Raw genomic sequence first — 24,325 nt, 5'->3', positions numbered from 1 at the left:
AACAACGTGCCAAGCACCAGACCTCTTCCGAATCCTCTTTCCACGCCGAAGCAGTACTTGAGAATCATCAGATCATCTGGTGCCAACTAATCAACGTTCCACCCTGAGCTGACCGTGCAGAACGTTTGTCTGCAATCGGTACTGTGCTCCTTAGAAAGGAGGTGATCCAGCCGCACCTTCCGGTACGGCTACCTTGTTACGACTTCGTCCCAATCGCCAGTCCCACCTTCGACAGCTCCCTCCCTTACGGGTTGGGCCACCGGCTTCGGGTGTTACCGACTTTCGTGACGTGACGGGCGGTGTGTACAAGGCCCGGGAACGTATTCACCGCAGCAATGCTGATCTGCGATTACTAGCAACTCCGACTTCATGGGGTCGAGTTGCAGACCCCAATCCGAACTGAGACCGGCTTTTTGAGATTCGCTCCACCTCACGGTATCGCAGCTCATTGTACCGGCCATTGTAGCACGTGTGCAGCCCAAGACATAAGGGGCATGATGACTTGACGTCGTCCCCACCTTCCTCCGAGTTGACCCCGGCGGTCTCCTGTGAGTCCCCATCACCCCGAAGGGCATGCTGGCAACACAGGACAAGGGTTGCGCTCGTTGCGGGACTTAACCCAACATCTCACGACACGAGCTGACGACAGCCATGCACCACCTGTATACCGACCACAAGGGGGGCACTATCTCTAATGCTTTCCGGTATATGTCAAGCCTTGGTAAGGTTCTTCGCGTTGCGTCGAATTAAGCCACATGCTCCGCTGCTTGTGCGGGCCCCCGTCAATTCCTTTGAGTTTTAGCCTTGCGGCCGTACTCCCCAGGCGGGGAACTTAATGCGTTAGCTGCGGCACCGACGACGTGGAATGTCGCCAACACCTAGTTCCCAACGTTTACGGCGTGGACTACCAGGGTATCTAATCCTGTTCGCTCCCCACGCTTTCGCTCCTCAGCGTCAGTAATGGCCCAGAGATCCGCCTTCGCCACCGGTGTTCCTCCTGATATCTGCGCATTTCACCGCTACACCAGGAATTCCGATCTCCCCTACCACACTCTAGCTAGCCCGTATCGAATGCAGACCCGAGGTTAAGCCTCGGGCTTTCACATCCGACGTGACAAGCCGCCTACGAGCTCTTTACGCCCAATAATTCCGGACAACGCTTGCGCCCTACGTATTACCGCGGCTGCTGGCACGTAGTTAGCCGGCGCTTCTTCTGCAGGTACCGTCACTTTCGCTTCTTCCCTGCTGAAAGAGGTTTACAACCCGAAGGCCGTCATCCCTCACGCGGCGTCGCTGCATCAGGCTTTCGCCCATTGTGCAATATTCCCCACTGCTGCCTCCCGTAGGAGTCTGGGCCGTGTCTCAGTCCCAGTGTGGCCGGTCGCCCTCTCAGGCCGGCTACCCGTCGTCGCCTTGGTGGGCCATTACCCCACCAACAAGCTGATAGGCCGCGGGCTCATCCTTCACCGCCGGAGCTTTTAACCCCCGCCCATGCAGGCAGGAGTGTTATCCGGTATTAGACCCCGTTTCCAGGGCTTGTCCCAGAGTGAAGGGCAGATTGCCCACGTGTTACTCACCCGTTCGCCACTAATCCACCCCGAAGGGCTTCATCGTTCGACTTGCATGTGTTAAGCACGCCGCCAGCGTTCGTCCTGAGCCAGGATCAAACTCTCCATGAATGTTTACCGGTAATCCGGTGCACACGCACTTAGAGCGGGACAGTCATGTCGGAATAAGACCGACCGTCCACTGCGTCCTCGCTGTGTAATTGCCTGCAAGTGTCAGGGCCGAAGCCGCGACCTCACAGGTCTTTTTCAAAGGAACCTCATCCACCGAAATGGACGGGGTATCAACTTTTTGGCGTTGATTTTTGGCACGCTGTTGAGTTCTCAAGGAACGGACGCTTCCTTTGTACTCACCCTCTCGGGCTTTCCTCCGGGCTTTCGTTCTGTTCTTGCGTTTCAGACTCTATCAGAGTCTGTCTCGCTTGTTTCCGCCTTCAAGGTCATCCGCTTTCGCGTTTTCCCTTTCCGGCGAGTCCGACTCTATCAGTGCTTTTCCTTCTCTCTGACCACTCTCCTGCTTTGCCGAATAGGCGTGCGGAAAGGAGCAGAGATCAAGATCAGACAAGAGAGAGGAGGAGTCCCGTCCATCAGCCGTTCGCGAAATGTTCACGCGGGGCTTCCTGGCGGGAGTCACGACAGTACAGGTCCACGGGGGCCCGGGCAAATCGATTCAGGCGTATGGTCTAGTCCACCGGTCTAGTCCACTAGTCTCCGTGCCGAAGGACCAGTCCAGTTCGGGACCAACATCGGGCGAACCCGAACATCTTGTGACTTATCCTTCTGGAGAGTACGCCGTTCGCGACAGGTAGTGACGGCGACACGACGAAGCCCCACCCCTGGGAGGCCCCCATGACCAGCGTGACGTCCCCACTTGCCGGGACCGCCATCGGACTCGCGGCAGTGCCCGATCCGGTGTTCTCCGGCGCGATGGTGGGACCGGGCACCGCCATTGATCCCGTGCGCGAGCCTTCGGCGGCGGTGTCCCCCGTAGACGGTGTGGTGGTCTCCCTGCACCCGCACGCGTACGTGGTCGTCGACAACGAAGGCCACGGTGTGCTCACGCACCTGGGCATCGACACCGTTCAGCTCAATGGCGAGGGCTTCGAGCTGCTCGTCAACAAGGGCGACACCGTGACCCGCGGCCAGGAGGTCATTCGCTGGGACCCCGCCGCGGTCGAGGCGGCCGGCAAGTCGCCGATCTGCCCCGTCGTGGCGCTGGAAGCGACTGCCGACTCCCTCACCGACGTCGTCGAGGCCGGAGACATGAAGGCCGGAGACGTTCTCTTCGGCTGGCAGTGACGTATCCGCCTGCTCGGGCGAACTGGACATCCAACGCGGCGGGTGGACCCGCCGCTCAATCGGAGACAGGTGAAATGGAGACAACGCTGCGAGGCGTCGGCGTGAGCCACGGTGTGGCGATCGGCGAGGTTCGGCACATGGGCACGGCGGTTCTCGAACCGCCTGCCAGGCAGATCACCGCGGACGAGGCGGAGCGCGAACAGGGGCGCGCCCGTCAGGCCGTGGAAGCCGTATCGGCCGACCTGATCGCCCGGGGCCAGCTGGCCGGTGGCGAGGCCCAGCACGTGCTCGAGGCCCAGGCGATGATCGCCACGGACCCCGAGCTCATGGCGGACGTCGACCGGCGCATCGCCGTCGGCAGCACCGCCGAACGCGGCGTGTACGACGCGTTCGCCGCCTACCGTGACCTGCTCGCCGGTGCCGGTGAGTACATGGCCGGCCGTGTGGCCGACCTGGACGACGTGCGCAACCGCATCGTCGCGCGCCTGCTCGGTGTGCCGATGCCGGGTGTGCCCGACAGCGACGAGCCGTACGTGCTGATCGCGCGGGACCTGGCTCCCGCCGACACCGCTCTGCTCGACCCGGCGCTCGTCCTCGGTTTCGTGACCGAGGAAGGCGGCCCGACCAGCCACAGCGCGATCCTCGCGCGTGCGCTGGGCGTGCCGGCCATCGTGGCGCTGCCGGGTGCCGGCGAGATCGCCGAAGGTACGGTCATCGCCGTCGACGGCAGCACCGGCGACCTGTTCGTGGAGCCGAGCGCGGCGAAGCGGGCCGAGCTGGAGGCCGCGGCCGCCGAGCGCAAGGCCGCTCTCTCCGCGTCTTCGGGTCCGGGCGCGACGTCCGACGGGCACAAGGTCCCGCTGCTGGCCAACATCGGTGGGCCGGCGGACGTGCCGGCCGCGGTCGATGCCGGGGCGGAGGGTGTGGGCCTGTTCCGCACCGAGTTCCTCTTCCTGGACGACAGCAAGCACGCGCCGACCGAGGAGAAGCAGGTCGAGTCGTACCGCAAGGTCCTCGAAGCCTTCCCCGAGGGCCGTGTCGTCGTACGTGTTCTGGATGCCGGCGCCGACAAGCCGCTGGACTTCCTGACCCCGGCCGACGAGCCGAACCCGGCTCTGGGTGTCCGTGGTCTGCGCTCGCTGCTCGACCACCCGGACGTGCTGCGCACGCAGCTCACCGCGCTGGCCAAGGCCGCCGAGGGACTGCCGGTCTACCTTGAGGTCATGGCCCCGATGGTGGCCGACCGGATCGACGCCAAGGCGTTCGCGGACGCGTGCCGCGAGGCCGGTCTGAAGGCGAAGTTCGGTGCGATGGTGGAGATCCCCTCCGCCGCGCTGCGGGCGCGCTCGATCCTCCAGGAGGTCGAGTTCCTCTCGCTGGGCACCAACGACCTGGCCCAGTACGCCTTCGCCGCCGACCGTCAGGTCGGTGCCGTATCGCGGCTGCAGGACCCGTGGCAGCCCGCGCTGCTCGACCTGATCGCCATGTCGGCCGAGGCCGCCAAGGCCGAGGGCAAGAGCTGCGGCGTCTGTGGCGAGGCCGCCTCCGACCCGCTGCTGGCCTGTGTGCTGACGGGTCTGGGTGTCACCTCCCTTTCGATGGGTGCCGCTTCGATTCCTTACGTGCGGGCGACGCTGGCCAAGTACACCCTCGCGCAGTGCGAGCGTGCGGCTGCGGCCGCGCGTGCCACGGACAGCGCCGAGGAGGCCCGGGTGGCCGCCCAGGCGGTCCTGTCCGGCGAGTAGTACGTCGTCGACGTTCGAGGGGCCTTCGCCGGTGGCGGGGGCCCCTCGGCCGTTGCCGGGTGGGCGGGGTGCGCCGCGCTCAGTGGTGCGGGCCCGGTTCGTCCACCTCGTATCCGGGGCAGTACTCGACGCCGGGCTCGGGGCCCACGGGCTCTCCGGTGTCGGCGTCGGTGCAGTAGGCGTTGAAGACGGCCGCCGCCGAGAGGGGTACCAGGCGGCCGCGGTCCAGGCGCCAGCCGTGGACCCGGTCCCGGTCTCCTTCGGTGGTGGTGCGCAGGACCAGTCCCCCGGGCCCACCGAGGGCCAGGCCCGCGGCGAGGACGGTCACGAAGTCCAGGCCGTCGCGGCCGTCCACCCGGGGGCGGCCGCTGGGGCCGGTGTCGGCGTGCAGGACCGCCACGAGCTGTTCGTCCTGTGCCGGGACGCTGCACACCAGATGGTGGTGGCCCGGGCCGGCCCGGTCCACCAGGCGCCGGAGCACCTCGGTGGCGCGCTCCAGGGAGGCGGTCCCGATGTCCTCCCCGCAGTCGGCGCAGCGGCCCACTTCGGCCAGCAGCGAGCTCGCGTACTCCCAGGTGGCCTGCCGGACGGCCGCGTCCACGAGGAGCGGCACCAGTTCGTCGATGGGCTGGCCGGCATACGGGAGACCGCCGGTGGCGCCGCCCAGTACGGCGGTGAAGCGGGTGCGGGCGCCGGGGGTGTCCGGATCCAGTCCGCGGTCGGCGCAGTAGTCGGCGTACTCCACCGGGTCGAAGAGGGCGATGGTCGTGTGGATGCCCTGGGCCGCGAGGGAGCGGAGCAGCCGGTCCACGTGGTCCAGGTAGTCGCGGTGGTCGTCGAAGGCGAAGCTGCGGTACCCGCGCATGGCCGCGAAGTCCCCGGCGTCGGCCAGGAGGCCGACGGTGCTGGGGACTTCGCGGCGCAGGGTGCGGCGCCTGCCGGTGCGGGCCGGACGGCCCGTGGTGGAGGCGGTTCCGGTGTCGTTCGAGCGTGGCATGGTTCCCCCTGAGTGACGCGATCGCTTACTCACTCAGAGTAATCATTGCCACTGACAGTGGCCGTTCGCGTCAGCCGCGGGTGCGGGCGAGCTCCTCGTAGAAGTGCAGGAGGTCGAGGTTGTCGACGGAGCCGGGGTTGACCGCCTTGGCCATCGGGGCGCCCTGGAGGAGGCGCTTGACGGGGACCTCGATGCGCTTGCCGGTGAGGGTGTGCGGAATGCCCGGGACCTCGATGATCTCGTCGGGGACGTGGCGCGGGGAGAGCTCCTCGCGGATCGTCGCCTTGATCCGGGAGCGGAGCGCGTCGTCGAGGACGGCCCCCGGCGCGAGGTGGACGAAGAGCGGCATCCAGTACCCGCCGTTCGGCTCCTCCAGGCCGATGACCAACGATTCCTTGATTTCCGGGAGTCGCTCGACGGCCTCGTAGATGTCCGCGGAACCCATCCGGACACCTTGCCGGTTCAGGGTGGAGTCGGAGCGGCCGTGGATGACGACGGAGCCGTGGTCGGTGATCGTGATCCAGTCCCCGTGGCGCCAGACACCGGGGAACATCTCGAAGTAGCTGTCGCGGTAGCGGCTTCCGTCGGGGTCGTTCCAGAAGCGGATCGGCATGGACGGCATGGGGTTGGTGACGACGAGCTCGCCGACCTCACCGGTGACGGGCTTGCCGGAGGGGTCCCAGGCCTGGAGGTCCGTGCCCAGGCAGGCGGCCTGGAGCTCGCCGATGTGGACCGGGAGGGTGGGGACGGCGCCAGCGAAGCAGCTGCAGACGTCGGTGCCGCCGCTGACCGAGGCGATCCAGAGGTCCTCGGCCACCTCGTCGTGGAGCCAGCGGAAGCCGTCGGGCGGCAGCGGGGACCCGGTGGTGGCCACGCACTTCACGGCGGAGAGGTCGAAGTCGCGGGAGGGATGGACCTCCGCCTTGCGGCAGGCCATCACGTAGGCGGCGGAGGTGCCGTAGAGCGTGGCCCCGGTGCGCTCCGCGATGCGCCATTGGGCACCCGTGTCGGGGAATCCCGGGCTGCCGTCGTAGAGCACGACGGTGGTTCCGGTCAGCAGGCCGGAGACGAGGAAGTTCCACATCATCCAGCCGGTGGAGGTGTACCAGAAGAAGCGGTCCTCGGGTCCCAGGTCGCAGTGCAGGCCGAGCTGCTTGAGGTGTTCGAGGAGGATGCCGCCCTGCGACTGGACGATGGCCTTGGGCAGGCCGGTGGTGCCGGAGGAGTACAGGACCCAGAGCGGGTGGTCGAAGGGGACCGGTTCGAAGACCGGCTCGGTGTCGCCCGAGGTGAGGGCCGACCAGTCGAGGGCGCCCGCGGGGGCCGGCGTACCGAGGAGCGGAATGTGGACGACGGCGCGCAGCGAGGGGAGCTCGGCGCGCAGTTCGGCGACGGTGTCGCGGCGGTCGTGTTCCTTGCCGCCGTAGCGGTAGCCGTCGACGGTGAAGAGGACCACCGGCTCCACCTGCTGGAAGCGGTCCAGGACGCTGCGGGCGCCGAAATCGGGGGCGCAGGAGGTCCAGACGGCGCCGACGGCGGCGGTGGCGAGGAGCGCGGTGACGGCCTCGGGGATGTTGGGGAGGTAGCCGCTGACGCGGTCGCCGGGGCGCACGCCCAGGGCGCGCAGTTCGGCGGCGAGCGCGCCGACCTGGCGGCGGAGCTCGGCCCAGGTGACGGGGGTGGGCTCGTGGGTCTCGTCCACGTGGAGCAGGGCCGCGTCGGCGGCGCGGGCCGGGTCCTCGGCGGCGCGCAGGGCGTGCTCGGCGTAGTTGAGGGTGGCGCCCTGGAACCAGACCGCGCCCGGCATCGAGCGGTCCGCGAGGACGGCCTCGTACGGGGTGGTGAAGCGGACGTCGAACCACTCGGCGACGGCCTGCCAGAAGGTGTCGAGTTCGTCGACGGACCAGCTGTGCAGGGCCGGGTAGCCGCCGTCCGCGGGGGCGCCGTGGTGTTCGGCGGCCCAGGCCTGGAAGGCGGTGATCCGGGCCGCGGCGATCCGGTCGGGGCCCGGGGACCAGAGGGGCTCGGAGGGGGTGGCTGCTGCGGTCATGCGTCGGCTCCCGGTCACGTCTGCGGTTCGCGCTTCGTGGGCGTGTCGTGGTGTGCGGTGTGGTGTGGTGTCTGTGTTCGTACGGTGCCATCGCGCGCGGGGTGTGCGCACGGGGGCTCACAGGGACGATGCCATGTGATCGACATCCGCACCAGAGCCGTCATCGGCGGTCGGCTGTGATCCTTTTGCGGGTGAACGGCAGTTGAACGGCGCCTTCTGGGCCGAGTGGCGGTGGCAGGGTGGGCGCCATGGACGGTCGTGGGCTGGTGCGTGCGGTGAAGGACCTCGGCGGCGAGCGGGGGCGGCGCGCTTGGCGCTCCGCGTGGCGCAACCGGCGCGTGGACGCGGCGGGGCTCGCGCCCCGGGGCGCGGAGCGGGCGCGGGTGCCGGGTGTGCTGACCGGTACGGAGCCGCGGGCGGGTGGTGGGGTGCTCCGGTTCACCCGTTCGGAGCTGCTGGTACGGGTCACCGCGGGCGGGGCGGTGTTCTGGGGATGGGACGGCGCCGCGCCGACGCCCTCGTACGCGGTGGTCGGCAGCGGGCCGGAGCCCGATCCGCGCGCCGTGCTGGAACCGGACACCGACGGCGGGTGGCGGGTGGTGTCCGAGCGCGTGACGGTGGCGGTGTCCCGGCACGGGGCGGTGGAGGTGCGCACCCCCGGTGGGACGGTGCTGCGGCGGGATCTGCCGCCGCGGTGGTGGGAGCCGGCCGGCGGGGGCGGCGGGGCCGCTGGAGGTGGTGGAGCCGACGAGGGCGGAGCCGCCGGCGGGGGCCGTGGGGGCAGAGCTGCCGGTCGCGGCGGGGACGCGCGGTGGCTGCTGCGGAGTGAGGTGGCGGCGGACGCGCGGGTGTTCGGGCTGGGCGGGCGGGCGGTGGGGCCGCGGTTGCGCGACGGCAGCTACCGGCTGTGGAACACGGACCCCAAGGGCGGGTTCGGGTCCGGGGCCGGTTCCGGCGAGGACCCCCTCTACATCACGATGCCGGTGCAGCTGGTGGTCGCGGACGCGGGTACGCACCTGATCTTCCACGACAACTCCTGGGACGGGCGGGTGGTGCTGCGGGAGGGCGAGGAGGGCGCGGGCTCGGGGGCGGACCGGCCCGGATCCTGTGAACTCCGCATGGAGGGCGGCCCCTTGCGGTGCTGGGTGCTGGTGGGGCCGCCCGGGCGGGTGTTGCAGGGCTGGTCCGGGCTGACCGGCGGGGCGGCCGTGCCGCCGGAGTGGGCACTGGGGTACCAGCACGCGCGGTGGGGGTTCGGCAGCGCCGCGGAGGTACGGCGGATCGTGGCGGGGTACGCCGAGCACGGGCTGCCGCTGTCGGCCGTCCATCTGGACATCGACCACTACGACGGCCACCGGGTCTTCACCGTGGACCGCGAGCGGTTCCCCGATCTGCCGGGGCTGGCCAAGGAGTTGGCGGACGGTGGCGTCCGGCTGGTCTCCATCGTCGACCCGGCGGTGAAGACCGGCGACCCGGTGCACGCCTCGGGGCTCGCGGTCGGCGCGCACGGGGCCTTCGTACGGGACGCGGCGGGGCGGGAGGTCCGGGGAGAGGTGTGGCCGGGCGAGTGCGCGTACCCGGACTTCACCGATCCGCAGGTGCGGCGGTGGTGGGGAGGGCTGTACGAGGAGCGGCTCGCGCAGGGCTTCGCCGGGGTCTGGCACGACATGAACGAGCCGGTCGCCTTCGCCCCGTTCGGGGACCGGACGCTGCCCCGCTCGGCGCGGCACGCGATGGACGGGGCCGGCGGGGACCACCGGGAGGCGCACAACGTGTACGCCCTCGCGATGGCGCGCGCGGGCTGGGAGGGGCTCGTACGGCTGCGCCCGGCCGAGCGGCCGTTCCTCTTCTCCCGGTCGGGGTGGGCGGGGATGCAGCGGTACGGGGGCACGTGGTCGGGTGACGTGGCCAGCAGCTGGGACGGGCTGCGGGCCTCGCTGGCGCTGGTGCTGGGCCTCGGGCTGTGCGGGGTGCCGTACTCGGGGCCGGACGTCGGCGGCTTCTGGGGCACCCCCTCACCGGAGTTGTACCTGCGGTGGCTGCAACTGGGCTCCTACCTGCCGCTGTTCCGGACCCACTCGGCGATCTGGGCGGGGCGGCGGGAGCCCTGGGAGTTCGGGGAGGAGACCACCCGGGCCGCGCGGGCCGTCCTGGCGGAACGGGAGCGGCTGCGGCCGTACTTCGTGACGCTGGCCCATCTGGCGCGGCGCACCGGGGCCCCGTACGTGCGGCCGTTGTGGTGGGGGGCGCCGGAGGACCGGGCGCTGCGGGAGTGCGAGGACGCGTTCCTGCTCGGTGACGCCCTGCTGGTGGCTCCGGTGCTGGAGTGCGGGTCGGACCGGCGGGCGGTGCGGTTGCCGCGCGGGCAGTGGTACGACACGGCGACGGGCCGGGCGTACGAGGGACCGGGCCAGATCCTGCTGGACGCCCCGGCGGACCGGATCCCGGTGCTGGCGCGGGCCGGCTCGCTGCTGCCGGTGCGGGCGGCCGACGGATCGGTGGCCCTGGAGGCGTGGGCCCCGGCGCGGGGCCGCACGGGCGGCGGGGTGGTGATCCGGGACCCGGGGCCGGGCTTCGAGCCGGGCGAGGTGGAACGGTACGTGGTGCGGTGGGTCGGGGACGCGGTGGTGGTGGAGGACGAGGCCGGGGAACGGGTGGACGGGGTGGTGCTGCGGGGGCTTTGAGTCGGGACGGGCGTGGGGCGGCCGGGGTCGGCCGCCTCAGGCCGGGTGCGTATACCTGCCCTCGAACCACGCTGCGGCGGCCCTCGTGTGGAGCGGGAACGCCAGCTGCTCCGGGCCGCGCAGGACGTGCCAGCCGGTGGTCTCGTCCGTCGGGGTCGACGCGGGGAGGGAAGCGGTGGGGCGTACGGGCAGCAGGCCGAAGACGAGCAGGTGGCCGGCCGGGGAGCTGAGGGTGTCGGCGAGGGCGACCTCGCAGGCCGGGGCGTGGATGCCGGTCTCCTCGCGGAGTTCGCGGACGACGGACTCGCGCCAGTCCTCGCCGAAGTCCATGAAGCCGCCGGGCAGGGCGATGCCGCCGAGGGCGGGCTCGATGGTGCGGGTGATGACCACCAGGCCGGCGCCCAGCTCGTCCTCGACGGGGAGGAGCGCGACGGCTACCGGGAGGGGGTTGCGGTAGGCGACCGCGCCGCACGACGGGCAGGTGCGGGGCCAGTCGGCCGAATCGAACAGGGCTCCGCAGGTGGAGCAGTGCGAGTCCTTCAGGTGCGCCGGCATGCGGCGATGGTATGCCAAGGGGCATGCGGATGACGGTCGTTGCGGGATGGGTGGGCGCGCTGGGGATGCTGGGGGCACTGGCGGCGGTGGGCGCGCCTGGGGTGGTGGCCGCGCCAGGCTCGCCCGGGGCGGTGGGCGCGCTCGGAGCGGCCGTCCCGCCCCGAGCCGTCCCCGTCGGGCGGGCCGCGCCGGGCGATGGGTTCGTCGTGGTGTCCGAGGTGGATGCGACCATCGGGCAGGAGATGCGGTACGCCACGTCGCGGAATTTCACCGGGGCGGTCGTGGACGGCTACGACGAGCCCGTCTGTCTGCTCGCGCGGCCCGCCGCCGAGGCGCTGCGGCGGGCGCAGCGGGAGGCGTTGCGCGGCGGGTACTCGCTGCTGGTGTACGACTGCTACCGGCCGCAGCGGGCCGTCGACCGGTTCGTGCGGTGGGCCCGGGACGGGGCGGATCAGCGGACCAAGGCGGAGTTCTATCCGGAGGTGGCCAAGGAACGGCTGATCCCGGAGGGGTACATCGCCGAGAAGTCCGGGCACAGTCGCGGCAGCACCGTCGACGTGACCTTGACGGAGGTGGGACGGGGGCCCCTCGACATGGGGACGCCCTTCGACTTCTTCGATCCGCTGGCGCACACCGCCAGCCCGCGGGTGACGGGTTCGGCCCGCGCGCACCGGGAGGTGCTCGGGCGGCTGCTCGGCGCGCAGGGGTTCGTGAACCTGCCTCAGGAGTGGTGGCACTTCACGTACGCACCGGAGGCGTTCCCGGCCACGTATTTCGATTTTCCCGTCTCTGTCGCCTCCGTTCACCGCTGAGTACCGTGCCCGCATGACATTCAGTTCGTACGAGGAGTTCTGGCCCTACTACGTCGCCATGCACTCCCGCGCCGCCACCCGCTGGATCCATCTCACCGGCACCCTCACCGGCCTCGCGCTCACCGCCTACGGGCTGGCCCGCGGCCGCAAGCGGTACCTCGCCGCGCTCCCCGTGATCGGGTACGGGACCGCCTGGCCGGCGCATTTCCTGATCGAGCGGAACAACCCGGCCAGCTTCGGCAATCCGGGGTGGTCGCTGCGCGGGGACGCGCAGATGATCCGGATGATGCTGGCCGGGCGGGACGCGGAGCTCGGTGAGATCGCGCGGAAGTGGCTTGCCGAGAACCCGTGCGAGGAGTGCGGCACCGGGGGTGCGTTCCCGAGCGTTCCCTGACAGACTTCTGACGGTTCGTCAGATATCGGTTTCGGGAGGGGTCTTGGAACGCACACGCACACCCGTGGTCAGCGGGTGGTTCACCGGGGACGACGCGGACGGCACGGGCGGCGGCTTCCGCCTGCTGGGCACCCGGTGCTCCGCCTGCGCCGCCGTGTTCTTCCCGCGCGAGGACGCGTACTGCCGCAATCCGCGCTGCCCGGGCGGCGGCGAGCTCGTCGAGACCCCGCTGTCCCCGCGCGGCCGGGTCTGGTCCTACACGGACGGGCGGTACCGGCCGCCCGCGCCGTACGTGTCCGACCCGGACACACCCTGGACCCCGTACACCCTGGTCGCCGTGGAGCTGGAGGCCGAGGGGATGGTCGTGCTCGGGCAGACGGTGCCCGGGGTGGGCGTCGGCGACCTGGCGGTCGGGATGGAGGTCGAGGTGGTCGGCGGTGTGCTGAACGTGGACTCCGACGGACCGGACGGCACCGCCTGGACCACCTGGCAGTTCCGGCCCGTGGGGGTGGAGCGGTGAGCGCCTCCGTCGCGGACGTCGCCGTCCTCGGGGCCGGCATGCACCCGTGGGGCAAGTGGGGCCGCAGCTTCGTCGAGTACGGGCGGGCCGCCGCGCGGGCCGCGCTCGCCGACGCCGGGCTGGACTGGACCGACGTGCAGTCCATCGTGGGGGCCGACACCGTGCGGTCGGGCTACCCCGGCTACGTGGCCGGGGCCACCTTCGCGCAGGCGCTGGGCTGGCAGGGCGCACGCGTGACCAGCGTGTACGCGGCCTGCGCGTCCGGCGCCCAGGCCATCGGTGCGGCCCGGGCGCAGATCCTGGCCGGTCTGGCCGACGTGGTGCTGGTGGTCGGGGCGGACGCCGCCCCGAAGGGGTTCTTCGCGCCGGCGGGCGGGGACCGGCCGGACGACCCGGACTGGCTGCGCTTCCGGGTCCTGGGGGCCACGAACCCGGCGTACTTCGCGCTGTACGCCCGGCGCCGGATGGCCCTCTACGGGGACACCGGTGAGGACTTCGCGCAGGTCAAGGTGAAGAACGCGGCGGCCGGGCTGCTGAACCCGAACGCCCGCTACCGCAAGGCCGTGACGGCCGAGGAGGTGGCCGCCTCGGCGATCGTCGCCGATCCGCTGCGGCTGCTCGACATCTGCGCCACCTCCGACGGCGGCGCGGCGCTGGTGCTGAGCAGCATGGACTTCGCGCGCTCGCGGGGCGTCCCGGACCCGGTGCGGATCCGGGCCGTGTCCACGGTGACGCCCACGTATCCCCGTACCGTCCTGGACCTGCCGGACATCGCCACCGACTCGACCACCGCGGCCGTTCCGGTACCCGGGTCCTTCCGGGCCTCGATCGCGCGGGCCGCGTACGAGGAGGCGGGGCTCGGACCGGACGACCTCTCGCTCGCCGAGGTCTACGACCTGTCCACCGCGCTGGAACTGGAGTGGTACGAGGACATCGGCCTGTGCGGGGAGGGCGAGGGGGCCAAGCTCGTGCGGGAGGGCGCGACCGCGCTCGGCGGGCGGATCCCCGTCAACACCAGTGGTGGACTGGCGTCGTTCGGGGAGGCGGTGCCGGCGCAGGCCATCGCCCAGGTGTGCGAGCTGACTTGGCAGCTCCGGGGCACGGCCGGGGATCGGCAGGTGGCGGGAGCGCGGGCCGGAATCACCGCGAACCAGGGGCTGTTCGGGCACGGTTCGGCGGTCGTCGCCGTGCGCTAGAGGGTTCGCTCAGCGCCTGGTGGGCCGCTGAACAGCGGCTGCTGTCCGAATGCTTGACGGTCCCCAGTGGCGGGTTCACACTCTCTCCACGGTCCCGCGCCGCGACCGGGATCCCGGAACCCCCCATGAGAGCTGCGGCCCGTACCCCAGTCGGCGGGGGTACGGGCCGCCTCCATGTCGCGGCCCATGGCGGGGGCGTGGCCTTCGGATCAGGCCGGGCCCCGGTCCCCCGCCGTCAGGCTCCGGCGGCGGGCCCTGGCCAGGGTCATCGCGTGTTCCACGACCCCCACCAGCACGTCCTTCACCGACTCCCGGTCCCGTGCGTCGCACAGCAGCACCGGTACCTCCGGAGTGAGGTCCAGGGCTTCCCGTACGGTCACCACGGGGTACTGCTCCGCTCCTTCGAAGCAGTTCACGGCGACCACGAAGGGGATCTCGCGGCGCTCGAAGTAGTCGATGGCCGCGAAGCAGTCGGAGAGCCGCCGGGTGTCCGCGAGGACGACGGCGCCGAGCGAGCCCTGGGCCAGCTCGTCCCACAGGAACCAGAAGCGGTTCTGCCCGGGGGTGCCGAACAGGTAGAGCACCAGGTCCTCGCGCAGGGTGATGCGCCCGAAGTCCATGGCCACCGTGGTGGTGCTCTTGCCCTCCACTCCCCCGGTGTCGTCGATGGCGCGGCCCGGCTCGGAGAGACGTTCCTCCGTCCGGAGCGGTCTGATCTCGCTCACCGCACTGACCAGGGTGGTCTTGCCCACCCCGAAGCCGCCCGCGACCAGGATTTTCAGGGTCAGCGGCTCGACCGGCGTCACGGCATGCATGGCGCCGGTGCGGCTAGAGCGCCCGAAGGCCATCGATCACCTCACGCAGAATGGATTCGTCGGGCAGTTCGGCCGGGGGGACCGGCCGGGTCACGTGTACCAGTTCGTCGTCGACGAGGTCGCCGATCAGAACGCGTACGACCCCGACCGCGAGGTCGAGTTCGGCCGCGAGTTCCGCGACGGACTGCGGGCGGAGCAGGCAGAGCCCGAGGATGTCGGCGTGTTCCGGGGACAGGGTCGTGTCCCAGACCGGGTCGGCCGCCGCGGATTCCGCGACCACCAGCGCGATCAGGTCGAGGCGGTGCTGTCCGGCGTGGCTGGTCCGGCCGCGGGTCATCGCGTACGGACGCACCACCGGACCCGCGTCGTCGTCGAACCACTGGTCGCGAGCGGCGTCGGCAGCGGAAGCGGCGGCAGTGCCGGGGATGTGGGCGGGGTGGTCCTGGCCTGGATCGCTCATGCCGTCCGACTCACCCTCCGGCTGGCAGCCCGGTGCGCGGGGCGGTCGCCAGGTGGTCACCGACCCGCTTGACCATGAGCGTCATCTCGTACGCGACCTGGCCGACGTCGGAGTCGGCGTCGGCCAGGACCGCCAGGCAGCTTCCGTCGCCGGCCGCCATGACGAAGAGGAACGCCTCGTCCAGCTCGACCACGGTCTGGCGGACCCTGCCGGAGTCGAAGTGACGGCCCACGCCCTTGGCGAGGCTGTGGAACCCGGAGGCCACGGCGGCCAGGTGCTCGCTGTCTTCCCGGGTGAGGTCCTTGGAGCTTCCGGTGGGCAGGCCGTCGCCGGAGAGGACCACGGCCTTGCGGATGCTGGCGACCCGGTCGACGAGCTCGTCGAGGAGCCAGTTGAGCGGGCCGGAGCCGCGGCCCCTGGTGTCGTTGCCGGACTGCGGTGCGGTCATCGACCGTCCCCTTCGTTCTCGCTACCGGGACCGGTGGCGGCAGGGGTGCCGGCCTCGGTCACGGACTGGTGTGGTGCGGGTCGCCGCGCTTGCCGCGGCTGGTCGGCCTGCAGGGCGGGCGTGGTCTGCTGCGGCGCCTGGGTCGTCGGCTCGGCCTGAGCCGTCTGCTCGGCCTGAGTCGCGTGCTCCGCCTGCTGCCGCGCGTGGTGGTCGCGGCCCGCGGTCCAGCCGCGCTGGAGCGAGGACATGCGCCGGCGTACGTCCTCGGCGTCGCGGTCGGCCCCCGGGTCCGCGGCGGCTTCGGCGGGGGCCGGGGCCGGGGCGTCCTTGAGCTGGGGCGCGAGGCTGGCCTGGCGGATCCGGCGGGGCAGGGTCGCCCCGGAGGGCGCCGGCGCGGGGTGCGCCGGGCCGCTGGGGAGTGGCCCCTCCTGGGCCGGGTCCGGAACGGCCGAGACGGGACGGGGGTCCACGCGGCGGCCGTGCTCGGCCACCAGGGTCGGGGTGGGGCGCCGGCGCGGGAGCGGCACGGCGCCGGGCGAGCGGGCGCCGTCGGGGCGGGCGGATTCCGCGCGCGCCGGCTCCAGGCGGACCGGGCCGGTGGGCGGCAGGGGCTCCCGCTCGCGGTGGTCGCGGCGGTCACGGGTGCGGTCGCGGTCCCGGTCGTGGTTCCGGTCGCGGTCGCGCAGGCCGTCCCGGCCCGCGTCGCGGTCGGTGAGCCGGGCGCCGCCCCGCTCGGCGGTGGCGTCGGTGGACCGGTCGCCCTTCCAGAGACCGGTGCGGTCGCCGGAGCCGTCCGGGGCCCGCTCGCCCATGCGGTCCGCGATGCGGTCGGCCTTGCGGGGACCGCCTCGGTCGGTGTGCCGGTCCGTGTGCGGGCGGCCGGCCGGGCGCAGGCCGAGCAGGGAGTTGCGCGAGATGCCGTTCGGCGGGGTCTCGTCGTCGAGGGTGGCCATGGCGGGCCTGCCCTTGGCTCCGGAGACCCCGGTGAGCCCGGCGGTCGCGGCGGAGCCCGTGATGCCGGTGGGGACGTCCTCCGGGGCCGGGGCGGGCTCGTCCAGCCCCAGCATGCCGATCGGGGCCTCCAGCTCGACGGGGCCGCGCAGTTCGGCGCCGGCCGGGAGCCGTCGGCCGGAGGTTCCGCTCTCGGCGACGGCCCTCTGCCGGGTGGCGCCGACCGGACCGCCGAGTGCCTTGCCGCCGGCCAGCCGGATGCCGGCGCCGTTGGTCTCGGGAGCCTCCGTCAGCAGGGCCACCGGGAGGAAGACCACCGCGGTGGTGCCTCCGTAGGGGCTGATCTGGAGGCGGACCTTGACCTCGTGGCGGTGCGCGAGGCGGCTGACGACGAACAGGCCGAGCCGGTCGGTGTCGGAGAGTTCGAACTCGGAGGTCTCGCTGAGCCGGAGATTCGCGTCGAAGAGCGCTTCGGGTGTCATGCCGAGGCCGCGGTCGTGGATCTCCAGGGTGAAGCCGTTGGCCACGCGCTCGCCGAGGACCTGGACCGCGGTGTGCGGCGGGGAGAAGACGGTGGCGTTCTCCAGGAGTTCGGCGATGAGGTGGGTGACGTCGGCCACGGCCGGGCCGCCGATGCCCAGGCGCGGCAGCCGGCGCACCTCGATGCGCTCGTAGTCCTCCACCTCGGCGACGGCGGCCCGTACGACGTCCATCAGCTGCACGGGCTTGCGCCACTGGCGGGAGGGCGCGGCTCCGGAGAGGATCACCAGGCCCTCGGCGTGGCGGCGCATGCGGGTGGTCATGTGGTCGAGGCGGAAGAGGTCGGCGAGCTCCTCGGTGTCCTCGGTGCGCCGCTCCATGGTGTCGAGCAGGGTGAGCTGGCGGTGCAGGAGCACCTGGTTGCGGCGGGCCAGGTTGACGAAGACCTCGGACACCCCGCGGCGCAGTTCGGCCTGCTTGACGGCGGCCTCGATGGCCGCGCGCTGGAGGGTGTTGAGGGCCTGGCCGACCTGGCCGACCTCGTCCTTCTCGTACTCCAGGCGCGGGGCCTCGGTCTCCACGTCCACGTTCTCGCCCGCGGCGAGGCGGCGCATGACACCGGGGAGGCGGATGCCGGAGACCTCGTGGGCCTCCTTGCGGAGCCGGGACAGGTCGCGGATCAGCTCGCGGCCGATGCGCACGGACAGGACGAGCGAGACGATCAGGGCGATGAATCCGAGCACCCCGGCGAGGGCGGCCTGGACCAAGACGTCCATGGCGACGGGCTCGACGCGCTTTTGGTAGCGGTCGCCCGCGGCGGTGCCCATGACGGCGAGGTCTTCGAGCACCTTTCCGGCGGCCGTGTCCCAGTGGGCGGCAGGGACGTTGCGCGGGCTGTGGGTCGGGCCCTGGACGAGGAATCGCTCCTCTGCCTCGCGCAGGGCGCGGCTCTCCGGGTTGTTCCAGTACTGCTCGAACTGCTCCCGGTCGGCGGCCGGGAGGATCGCGAGGTTGAACTCGTAGAGCAGCTTGCGGTTGGCGACGAAGTCGGAGACGTGGCGGATGTCCGCCTGGCTGACGTTGCGGGCGGCCAGGGCCCCGGCGACGAGGGCGTCCTCGCGCGAGAGCGTCTCGCGGGCGCGGGTGATGCCGACGAGGGCCCGGCCCTGCTTGTCCATTTCCACGTCTTCGAGCGCGTGGAGGTTCATGAGGAAGTCGTAGCAGGGGTCCACGAGCCGGTTGTAGAGCTCCAGCGCCTGGTTGGTGTCGAGGGAGCCCCCGTCCACCGCGCTGCGCAGCGCTCCGATGCTGCGGAACGCTTCGAGGACGGAGCTCAGGTGCCGGGCGGAGGCCGGGTCGAGTTCGTCGGCGACCTCGGGGTCCTTGGCGTCGGCGGAGATCTTCTCGACCGCCTCGTCGGTGGCCGCGCGACTGATGAGCAGCTCGGTGTTGGCGACGGCGGCGCGCGGGTCGCCGATGACCACGAGGGTCTGGCGGCGCTCCTTCTGGATGACGCGGACGACGTCCTCCACGGGGTAGCCGACCTTGTCGATGACGTAGGCGACATCGAGGAGTTGGACGGCCTGCCGGCCGGTGATCACCGTTGCGAAGCCCCAGAGGGCCGTCAGGGAGACGAGCGGCACAAGGAGCAACGCCACGATCTTCCGGCGGATGGACTTCCCGCGAAAGCGCATGGCCTCCCCAGCCTCCCCAGCTCAACCCCGTTACCGGGGGTTGGTGTTCCGTCATTTAAACGGCGTGAGCCTACTACTGCCACGGCGAACCTTCGAAGGCCTGTCCGGACGTTTTCGGCCTGAGCCCCGGACGAAGATCACGAGTTGTCCGATAGTTCCCGTGAAGTGCGGCCCGATATGTGGCAGATGACACTTGGTGGGGCCTCGGTCCCCGTGGCGGAATGGATGGCTGGAATTCTTCGTTCCGCGATACTTCGGGGCTCCCGACGCGTCCGGGATCCGGGAATCTATCGGCCCCTTCGCGCGTCTACCTGTTCGGGGCGGGCATGAGAGGCCGCGTGGAGGGGAGGCACCGACCATGGCGAAGAGGTACGAGGACCACGGCGACGACGTCGGAGACGCGGGATCCGGGGCGCAGCAGGGGCGGGCCCTGTGGGTGGATCAGCCGGCGGGGCGCAGGCGCATGCCGGACCCGGTGCGCAGATCCGCCGTGCGGGCGGTGCTGATAGTCGCCGTGACGCTGACGGACGCGACGATCGCCTTCTTCCTGACGGTCACCGCCTCCTGGCTGGCGCTTCCGCTGTCGCTGTGCGCGATAGCGGGGGTCATCGTGGCCACGTGGGGCGTGCTCGACGTGCTGATCACCCGGCAGACGTGGAACCAGCGCTACGGGGTCCTCTCGGAGCCCAGCAGTACGGCGCGGGGGCGGCGGCGCGAGCGTCGCAAGGCGCGCCGGGAGGCCCGCTCGGCGCCTCCCCTGCCGCCCCGCATACCCGTGCGCGGCGAGGCGACCGGCATCTGGCCGCCGCCGACGGGCACGGGGCGGGGCTGAGGCGCCCGCACGGGCCGCCCGCCCCGTGCCGTGCCGCCCCGCCCCGTGCCGCCCCGCCCCACGGGCTCAGCTGCGGCGGTACATGCGGGTCGCCGTGATCTCGCCGTGGATGGTCTCCCCCTCCGCGAACTGCTGGGGCAGGCCCGGGCGCAGGTGCTCCTCGACGCTGATGTACTTGAGCCCCGCGCGCAGGTCGGCGTCGTTGCGCAGCCTGATGACCAGCGGGAACTCGGCGAGGGCCGTGGTGTCGAACAGGCCCGTGGTGTAGAGCAGCTGGACGCCGAGCGCGTCGGAGACGGCCCGCTGGAGTTCCAGCAGGTAGGTGGCGTTCGCGCGCCCGATCGGGTTGTCGAGGAAGAGCGTGCCCGCGTGCCGGTGCTTGTCGCGGCCCCGGTCGTTGCTGCGCAGCGCCGCCATCGTGCAGTACAGGGCGATCGCGGCGGTGAGCAGCTGGCCGCCGGAGAAGACGTCGCCCATCTGGCCGACCGGGACCCGCTCGGCGCGCAGCACCGCGTCGGGCTTGAGGATCTCCACCGCGATGCCCTTGGGCTCCAGGGCCGCCTGGACCCCGTGCAGGAGCAGCGACATGCCGTCGCGGCGGCCCTCGCCGAAGGAGGCGGTGCTGTTCTTCTTCACCGCGGCGCGGGTCGCCTCGTCGATGACCTCGCCGAGCCGCTCGGTGAGGGTGGCCTGGTCGGGCTCCTCGAAGCGGATGCGCAGGAACTCCTGGCCCGACCACTCCCCCAGCCCCTCGGGGAGCTGGGAGAGCCGCTGGGCGGAGCGCAGGGTGGCCAGGGCCGACTCCACGAGGCCGCGCAGCCGGTCCACGATGCTGTCCCGGTTGCGCTCCAGCTGCGCCAGCTCGTCGGTGAGGACGCGCAGCCGGGGGGCGAAGGCCACCGCCCAGGCCGCGGCGTGCTCGGGCAGGGCGGAGGCGGGCAGTTCGCGGATCTGCTGGCGCGCGGGGGTGCGTACCTGCTCGTAGCGGTTGGCGTTGGCGTGCCGGACCAGGATGTCGCTCGCCTCGCGGACGGCCGCCTCGGCGGCGGACAGGTCGGCGGCGCAGGCCCGTAGCGCGCGGCGGGCCTCGGTGGCCGACTGGCGGGCCTCCTCCAGGCTGCCGGGGTGGGCCACCGGCTCCTGCTCGTCCTCCTGGTGGGTGTGGTCGCGCAGGAGGTCCCGGAGCATGGCCGCGGTCTCGTCGAAGCCGCCCGCGCCCTCCTCGGCGGTGCGGTGGGAGCGCAGCAGGTCGGCGTGGGCCGCGCGGGCGGACTCCACGGCGGTGGTGTGGGCGGCGAGTTGGGCGGTGGCGGTGCGGAGCATGGCCTGGGCGTCCTCGACGTTGTCGGGGATCAGCTCCTCGGGCAGCTCGGTGTGTGCCTCGCCCTCGGCGGGGGCGTGCCGTTCGGCCTCGCCGCGCAGCCGGCCGAGCTGCTCGCTCGCGGTGGAGGCGCGGGTCTCCAGCATCTGTACGAGGGCTTCGGCGCGGGCGGCCGCGGCCTGCCGGGAGGGGCCGTCGGCGCCGTCGGTGCCTTCGAGGAGCTGGGCGGCGCGGGTACGGACCTTGTTGGTGAGGCGGTCGAGCTCCGCGAGGGCCACGCTCTCGTCGCTCTCGGCGCGGGCCTGTTCGGAGCGCAGGTCGGCGCCGACACCGACCTTCTCGTAGAGCTGGGAGGCGGCGCGGTAGGCCTCGCGCAGCGCCGGGAGAGGCGCCTTGGCCCCGTTGCCCGCGGGGGCCTCGGGCAGCGGATCGGGGGCACCCGCGACCTCGGCACGCTCGGCGCGCAGGGCGCGGGCGGTGCGGCGGGCGTCGTCGGCGGCGCGCTGGGCGGCGCGGCGGTCCTCGTCGGCGGCCCGGGCCCGGTCGAGGCAGACCTCGGCGCGGGCCTCGGACTCGGCGGCGTCGTCGGCGAGTTCGCGCAGCTTGGTCTGCCAGCCCGAGCGCTCGCGCAGCCGGTACGCGAGACCGGCGAGGGCGTCCGCGACGCGGCGGGCGCGCTGGGCGGTGTCCTGGCGCTCGTCGCGGACGCGGGCGGCGTCGGCGGCGGCCTCGTCGGCCTCGGCGCGTACGGTGCGGGCCTCCGCGAGTTCGGCGTCGGTCTCCTCGGCGAAGCCGCGGGAGGCGGCTGCCTGCTCCGCGAGCTCGGTGAGGCGGCCGGGCGGGCAGCCGTTGCGCCAGGACAGCAGCCGGGCGGCGAGCTCGCGGTCGCCGGACAGGCGGGCGGCGAGCTCGCGGATCTCGGTGTCGCGGGCGGTGGCACGGGCGCGCAGCGCCTGGCGTTCCTCGTCGGCGGCGTGCTCGTCGTGCATGGCCGGGTTCGGCGTGACGATGAAAATGCCGTGGATGGCGGATCCGGTGGCTTCGTCGGCCGGGGGAACCGGCGCCAGCAGGGCGGCGGCGGTGCCGACGGCGACGGTGGAGCGGGGCAGCAGGGCCGCGCCGGAGAGGACCTCGCGGGCCCGGGAGTGGGTGTCGGGGTCGGTGATGACCACGCCGTCGACGAGTTCGGGGCGGGCGGCGAGGACGGCGGCGTGGTCGGCCGGGTCCACGGACTGGGCGAGGTAGCGCCAGCCGGGGAGGGCCGGGATGCCGTGCTCGCCGAGGAACTCGACGGTGGCGAGAACATCGGGGCCGGGCGGCAGCAGGCCGCCGTCGCCGAGGGCGCCGAGGATGCGGGAGTCGTCGGCGGCGGCGGTGCGCAGGTCGAAGAGCTGGCGTTCGGCGGTCGCCACTGCGCGGGTCAGCAGTTCGCGCAGTTCGTCGGCGCCCCGGTCGAAGTCGGCGACCGTGAGCCCGGCGACCTCGACGCCGGTCGGGGCGGGGGACCCTGTGGAGCCCTGGGGCGCACCGCCCGTGCCGGTCGCTCCCGGGGCGTCCGGGAGGCCCAGGAGGGCCGCCAGGCGCGGTGCGGAGGCGAGGGACGCGGCGGCCCGGTGCTCGGCGTCGTGGGCCGCCTCGGCCGCGTCGGCTGCGTCCGCCGCGCGGGCGGCGGTGAGTTCCGCGCGGGATTCCGCCGCGGCGGCCTCGCGGGCGGCCTCGGCGGCCGTGCGGGAGGCCTCGCGGGACTCGTCCCAGGCGGCCACGGCCGTCTTCTCCGCGTCGGCTGCGGCCAGGGCGGCGCGCGCCGGGTCGGCGTCGGGGGCGGAGTCGTCGAGCCAGCCGGCCCGGACGGCCTCGGCGGTCTCCTGCTGGACCTCGGCGAGGCGGGCGCGCAGGTGCTCGGCCTCGCTGCGGGCCCGCTGGGCGGCCGTGGCGGCGGCGGTGGCGGCGCGGTGGGAGGCCTCGCCGGTCTCCTGGAGGACGGCGGAACGCTCCTCCTCCTCGTTGGCGGCCCGCTCACCCTGCTCGGCGGCGGCGTGCAGGGCCCGTACGAGCTCGGTGGCGGCGGTGGCCCGGGCGGCGAGCGCCGGGGCGGCGTCCCGCTCGGCCTCCAGGATCGCGGCGGCGACCCGGGCGGAGCGATCGGCGGCGGAGCGGTGGCGCAGGACGTGCTCGGCGGCCTGCCAGGCGGAGTGCAGGGTGCGGGCTTCGAGGAGTTCGCGGCGCTGCGCGGCGGCGGCCTTGTCGGCGACGGTCAGGGCCAGCGAGGCGTGCCGGTAGGCGAGTTCGGCCGAGACGGCGGCGCTGCGGGCGCGCGCGGATTCGGCGGCGGTGACCTGGTGGGCGGCGCCGGTGACCCGCTGCGCGAGGTCGGCGGCGCGGCCGCGCTCCTCGCCCGCGCGGGCGGACAGGCGCCGGGCGAGGGTGCGCGTACGGCGTTCGGCGCCGGCGTGGACGTCGCGGAGTCGGGAGCGGGCCGCGGCGGCCTCGACGATCTTGGTGAGGAGGTCCACGGAGCCCGCGGTGAACTCCCGTTCGGCCATCAGCTCGGCGCGGCGGCCGAGCTTGTTGCCGAAGCCGTGGACGAGGTCGGCGAGGCCGTCCGTGTCCCGGGTGTCGGTGACGGCGCGCAGCAGCAGGTCGGTGAAGTCGGAGTCCTTCTTGACCGCGAAGAGGCCGGCGGCCTCACCCTCGTCGGCGTTCATCTCGCGCTGGTAGCGGAAGAGTTCGGGGTCGAGGCCGACCTCGGTGAGGTGCTCGTTCCAGCGGTCGTGGATCTCCTCGAAGTACACCTCGAGGTGCGGGTACGCCTTGCCCGCCTCGGTCAGGGCGTCGCGGAAGCCCTTCATCGTGCGGCGGCGCCCCTGGGCTCCGGAGACGCCTTCCACGGGCGGGCGCACCGAAGTGGCCTCGGCCACCGGGAGGTTGTCCAGGCTGAGGCCCGGGCCGGGCCGGAAGGAGTACCAGGCCTCGGCGAACTTGCGCGGGTCGTTGGAGACTTGGCGGCCGCGCCATTCGCTGACCTTGCCGACGACCACGCACTCGCCGGTCTGGGTGTGCTGCCACTCCAGCGCCACGTGGCCGCAGTCGTCGGCCAGCAGGAACTTGCGCAGGACGCCGGAGCTGGCGCCGCCCAGGGTGTTGCGGTGGCCGGGCAGCATCACCGAGAAGATCAGCTTGAGCAGCACGGACTTGCCGCCGCCGTTCTCCAGGAAGAGCACACCGGCGGGCGCGGGGCGGCGCGGCGGGCCGGTGGGCTCGTCCTCGAAGAACTCCGCCTGGGTGGGCGCCGGGTGGGGCACCGGCTCACCGACTCCGCGCAGGTCGAGCACGGTGTCGGCGTAGCGCGCGCCGGCGGGCCCGATGGAGTAGAGGCGGATCCGGGACAGCTCGTACATGGCGGCGGACTCTCGTGGTCTTTCGTAGGTCGTACGGGGACGGGTGGCGGGCCTGTCGGGTGGCCCGGCGGGTGGGGGCGGCGGGTGGGGCGGCTCGGCGGGTGCGGCG

The 24,325-nt window shown here is 72.4% G+C and carries 16 protein-coding genes and 1 rRNA gene; 8 read left to right on the top strand and 9 right to left on the bottom strand.

Annotated elements, in window-relative coordinates; genetic code table 11:
- Positions 1-154 precede the first annotated feature (154 nt).
- Positions 155-1,679: ribosomal RNA gene (locus tag OG276_RS32050) — 16S ribosomal RNA — on the bottom strand.
- A gap of 735 nt (positions 1,680-2,414) precedes the next feature.
- On the opposite strand from OG276_RS32050, the gene OG276_RS32045 reads away from it, so the two are divergent.
- Both OG276_RS32045 and ptsP read left to right on the top strand, forming a co-directional pair.
- Entirely contained in the window at positions 2,415-2,864 is a 450-nt protein-coding gene (locus OG276_RS32045) for a PTS glucose transporter subunit IIA (RefSeq protein ID WP_266910651.1), read from the top strand.
- Positions 2,865-2,938: 74 nt separating this feature from the next.
- A complete protein-coding gene (gene ptsP / locus OG276_RS32040; protein ID WP_266910649.1) occupies positions 2,939-4,609 on the top strand; it encodes a phosphoenolpyruvate--protein phosphotransferase in 1,671 nt (556 codons plus the stop codon).
- Positions 4,610-4,688: 79 nt separating this feature from the next.
- Here ptsP and OG276_RS32035 read toward each other — a convergent pair whose 3' ends face one another.
- Together OG276_RS32035 and OG276_RS32030 are read right to left on the bottom strand one after the other, a co-directional pair.
- Entirely contained in the window at positions 4,689-5,606 is a 918-nt protein-coding gene (locus OG276_RS32035) for a hypothetical protein (protein WP_266910647.1), read from the bottom strand.
- Between the two features lie 70 nt (positions 5,607-5,676).
- Positions 5,677-7,656, bottom strand: coding sequence for an acetoacetate--CoA ligase (locus OG276_RS32030; RefSeq protein ID WP_266910645.1), 1,980 nt, complete (start codon positions 7,654-7,656; stop codon positions 5,677-5,679).
- 248 nt (positions 7,657-7,904) lie between these two features.
- On the opposite strand from OG276_RS32030, the gene OG276_RS32025 reads away from it, so the two are divergent.
- A complete protein-coding gene (locus OG276_RS32025) occupies positions 7,905-10,340 on the top strand; it encodes a glycoside hydrolase family 31 protein (RefSeq protein ID WP_266910643.1) in 2,436 nt (811 codons plus the stop codon).
- A 36-nt stretch (positions 10,341-10,376) separates the two neighbouring features.
- Here OG276_RS32025 and OG276_RS32020 read toward each other — a convergent pair whose 3' ends face one another.
- A complete protein-coding gene (locus OG276_RS32020; RefSeq protein ID WP_266910641.1) occupies positions 10,377-10,895 on the bottom strand; it encodes an NUDIX domain-containing protein in 519 nt (172 codons plus the stop codon).
- A gap of 29 nt (positions 10,896-10,924) precedes the next feature.
- Between OG276_RS32020 and OG276_RS32015 the strand changes: the two genes are divergently transcribed.
- From OG276_RS32015 to OG276_RS32000, 4 genes are read left to right on the top strand one after another with little or no spacing between them, the layout of a single operon-like run.
- Positions 10,925-11,707 carry a M15 family metallopeptidase gene (locus OG276_RS32015; RefSeq protein ID WP_266910639.1) on the top strand — a complete coding sequence of 261 codons (783 nt, stop codon included), beginning with the start codon at positions 10,925-10,927 and terminating at the stop codon, positions 11,705-11,707.
- Between the two features lie 13 nt (positions 11,708-11,720).
- A complete protein-coding gene (locus OG276_RS32010; protein WP_266910637.1) occupies positions 11,721-12,101 on the top strand; it encodes a DUF962 domain-containing protein in 381 nt (126 codons plus the stop codon).
- Between the two features lie 43 nt (positions 12,102-12,144).
- Complete coding sequence (locus tag OG276_RS32005; protein ID WP_266910635.1) at positions 12,145-12,621, top strand: Zn-ribbon domain-containing OB-fold protein; 477 nt, start codon at positions 12,145-12,147, stop codon at positions 12,619-12,621.
- A complete protein-coding gene (locus OG276_RS32000) occupies positions 12,618-13,817 on the top strand; it encodes a lipid-transfer protein (RefSeq protein ID WP_266910633.1) in 1,200 nt (399 codons plus the stop codon). Before OG276_RS32005 ends, OG276_RS32000 begins: the two co-directional genes overlap by 4 nt.
- A 209-nt stretch (positions 13,818-14,026) precedes the next feature.
- Here OG276_RS32000 and OG276_RS31995 read toward each other — a convergent pair whose 3' ends face one another.
- From OG276_RS31995 to OG276_RS31980, 4 genes are read right to left on the bottom strand one after another with little or no spacing between them, the layout of a single operon-like run.
- Positions 14,027-14,665 (bottom strand): ATP/GTP-binding protein, encoded by a 639-nt coding sequence (locus OG276_RS31995; RefSeq protein WP_266910631.1) that lies wholly within the window; start codon positions 14,663-14,665, stop codon positions 14,027-14,029.
- Positions 14,646-15,092, bottom strand: coding sequence for a DUF742 domain-containing protein (locus tag OG276_RS31990; RefSeq protein WP_266910629.1), 447 nt, complete (start codon positions 15,090-15,092; stop codon positions 14,646-14,648). The genes OG276_RS31995 and OG276_RS31990 overlap by 20 nt, the downstream gene beginning before the upstream one ends.
- Positions 15,093-15,102: 10 nt before the next feature.
- Complete coding sequence (locus OG276_RS31985; protein ID WP_243341589.1) at positions 15,103-15,540, bottom strand: roadblock/LC7 domain-containing protein; 438 nt, start codon at positions 15,538-15,540, stop codon at positions 15,103-15,105.
- Positions 15,537-18,665 carry a nitrate- and nitrite sensing domain-containing protein gene (locus OG276_RS31980; RefSeq protein WP_266910627.1) on the bottom strand — a complete coding sequence of 1,043 codons (3,129 nt, stop codon included), beginning with the start codon at positions 18,663-18,665 and terminating at the stop codon, positions 15,537-15,539. Before OG276_RS31980 ends, OG276_RS31985 begins: the two co-directional genes overlap by 4 nt.
- Before the next feature lie 358 nt (positions 18,666-19,023).
- Between OG276_RS31980 and OG276_RS31975 the strand changes: the two genes are divergently transcribed.
- Complete coding sequence (locus OG276_RS31975; RefSeq protein WP_266910625.1) at positions 19,024-19,497, top strand: hypothetical protein; 474 nt, start codon at positions 19,024-19,026, stop codon at positions 19,495-19,497.
- A gap of 66 nt (positions 19,498-19,563) precedes the next feature.
- Here the strand turns inward: OG276_RS31975 and OG276_RS31970 are convergent, their stop codons facing one another.
- Positions 19,564-24,216, bottom strand: coding sequence for a hypothetical protein (locus OG276_RS31970; RefSeq protein WP_266910623.1), 4,653 nt, complete (start codon positions 24,214-24,216; stop codon positions 19,564-19,566).
- Positions 24,217-24,325: the final 109 nt, after the last annotated feature.

Source organism: Streptomyces sp. NBC_00086 (assembly GCF_026343255.1).
GTDB lineage: Bacteria > Actinomycetota > Actinomycetes > Streptomycetales > Streptomycetaceae > Streptomyces.
Note: the sequence above shows the minus strand (reverse complement) of the source record. Positions and strands in the feature narration are given on the sequence as shown.